We start from the raw sequence: 2,223 nt of genomic DNA on the forward strand, positions 1-2,223 counted from the left end.
CGCGGCTCCAGCCAGCCGTGATTGACCGCGTCGTACATCGCTCCGTGCCCGCGCCGGTGCTCGGCTGTGAGCGTCAACTCGACCAGCGACGTCACCGGGCCGTCCGAGCACAGCACCGCGTCGGTCAGCTCGAAGAGCGCATCCGCCCGGGTGTAGAGGCAGTCGTAGAACTGGACACGAAAGTGGGACAGGACGCCCAACGCGGCGTCAGTGGACTGTTCAGCGGCGAGACTCTTCACCAGCGGCCGTTCCTTCACGCGACGTTGCTCGACACCTCGAAGCGTGAAGAACGGCCGCCCTGCTGTCCCGCGAATGAACCAAGATCAGCGGGTCAGGTGAACGGCCGAGGTTAAACACCAAGCTAAGGCCAGCTGTGCGGGCCGTCATACGAGCACGTCATCAGCCGACACCGGAAATCAAGATCAGTCTCACACATGGGCAGGGACTCCAGCCGAACCAGCAGCAACCGGCCTCACACACCTAGACGAGTCTGTCCAAATGCCTGCGGGCGTGAAGAGAGGGTGTTCAAGATCCGTTTGTGACCACAGAACTGAACACCCTCATCACGGCAGTGTACGTGAAGATCGACGACGACTGGGCTGGTACCGCTCGGCTGCCCGGACGACCGCCGAAGCTCAGTCACTCGGAGTTGCTGTGCCTGGCGGTGATGCAGGCGCTGCTGGGCTTTCACTGCGAGGCCCGCTGGCTGCGCTACCTGCGTGCGCACCATCGGGACGTGTTCCCGTTCATCCCGCAGGACTCCGGTTACAACAAGCGGCTACGGGCCGCGTTGCCGCAGATCAAGCGGGTGATCCGGATGCTGGCGAAGGATACGGACTTCTGGCACGACACCATATGGATCACGGACTCGACCCCGGTACCGTGCGGCATGTCCCGCCCGACGGTCAAGCGCTCGCAGCTGGCGGGCTGGGCCAACTACGGCTACTGCGCGTCGCATTCCCGGTTCTTCTGGGGGCTGCGCCTGTACCTGGTGTGCACCCAGGCGGGCATGCCCATCCTGTGGGCCCTGGCCGACCCGAAGCTCGGCGAACGCGAGGTTCTGGCCGCGATGCTGGAGGTCGATGCCGACCTGGTGCGTGAACGGCCGGGTCTGCTGCTGATCAGCGACAAGGGCTTCGCGTCCAAGCGGTTCGAGCGGTCACTGTCCGAACAGGGCGTCACGCTGCTGCGACCGTCCAGGAAGAAGGAGATCCTGCGGCCCGGCGAGCCGATGCTCAAGAAGGTTCGCCAACTGATCGAGTCGGTCAACGACACCCTCAAGGGCCAGCTCGACCTGGAACAACACGGCGGACGGACCGTCGAGGGCGTCGCTGTCCGCGTCGCCCAGCGCGTGCTGGCCCTGGCCGCCGCGATCCGGCTCAACTTCCGGACCAGCCAGGCGGTAAGCCGCTCGCTAACCGCCTACGATCACTGACCGCATTCGGACAGACTCGTCTAGGCCAAGGTGAGAACCCACACTGTCAGCAGGCGCCAGGAGTCAGAAGAGCGACACGAAGGTCCTGTTGGCAGTGTCATTGAACCGCACGAGCAACGGCTCTACACGGTCGCTGTGCTGCCTTGCGGTGGCAAGGTCTTCCGCCCAGATTGCGGCACGTGCGGAGTGCTGGATTTCCTGAGCGAGTTCACGCAGCCCCTCGTCAAGGACCCGAGCAGCTGAGAGTTGAAGCTGCAGCACAGCCTCCGACCAACCTTGAGCCGTCGGTGTCTCCCACTGACGTGCGGGCCATGCGTCCGATTCGTGGAGCTCGGCGAGGAGCCGGTCAAGTTCTTCGTAGACGGACTTGACCAGGTTCGAGACCGCTGTCTGCAGGGCGAGGATACTCTCCCGCTGGAAAGCTTCCCGAGCGATTTGGCGATCTCGCTCGTACTGCTGGTCACGGATCTTGATCTCGTGCCTGGCGGCGAGCCTGTCCTTGTAGATCGTCAAGACGGACGTAGTGAGGGAGCCGAGCAGAACTCCCACAAAGCCGAAGATTGCAGAAGCCATTTCAGCAGTCCCCCTCCGTGCTTGCACGGTCATCAGCCGCCGAACCGTCTCACATGGATGGCTCGTCTGCGACGCATTAGCTCGTCACCGGAGCCATGGCAAGGGAGACGGTTTCCGCCAGCGGTAGCTGTCAAGTCAAATGAAACGAATGTGCGGCTATGAACTGTGTTGCTGTGGTTCGTGTCGTCGGGTGGGGTCGTTGATCCACGCCTGCT

3 protein-coding genes are annotated in these 2,223 nt (G+C 63.3%); 1 reads left to right on the forward strand and 2 read right to left on the reverse strand.

Translation table 11 applies throughout. From position 1 onward, the window contains the following. A partial coding sequence (locus ACIBJF_RS53050; RefSeq protein WP_399185061.1) for a transposase occupies positions 1 to 200 on the reverse strand: 200 nt, incomplete at its 3' end. A gap of 338 nt (positions 201 to 538) precedes the next feature. On the opposite strand from ACIBJF_RS53050, the gene ACIBJF_RS53055 reads away from it, so the two are divergent. After that, complete coding sequence (locus ACIBJF_RS53055; protein ID WP_399185059.1) at positions 539 to 1,435, forward strand: IS982 family transposase; 897 nt, start codon at positions 539 to 541, stop codon at positions 1,433 to 1,435. A gap of 63 nt (positions 1,436 to 1,498) precedes the next feature. Here the strand turns inward: ACIBJF_RS53055 and ACIBJF_RS53060 are convergent, their stop codons facing one another. Continuing rightward, entirely contained in the window at positions 1,499 to 1,948 is a 450-nt protein-coding gene (locus tag ACIBJF_RS53060) for a hypothetical protein (RefSeq protein WP_399185060.1), read from the reverse strand. Positions 1,949 to 2,223 lie beyond the last annotated feature (275 nt).

Source organism: Streptomyces sp. NPDC050743, assembly GCF_044456925.1.
Lineage (GTDB): Bacteria > Actinomycetota > Actinomycetes > Streptomycetales > Streptomycetaceae > Streptomyces.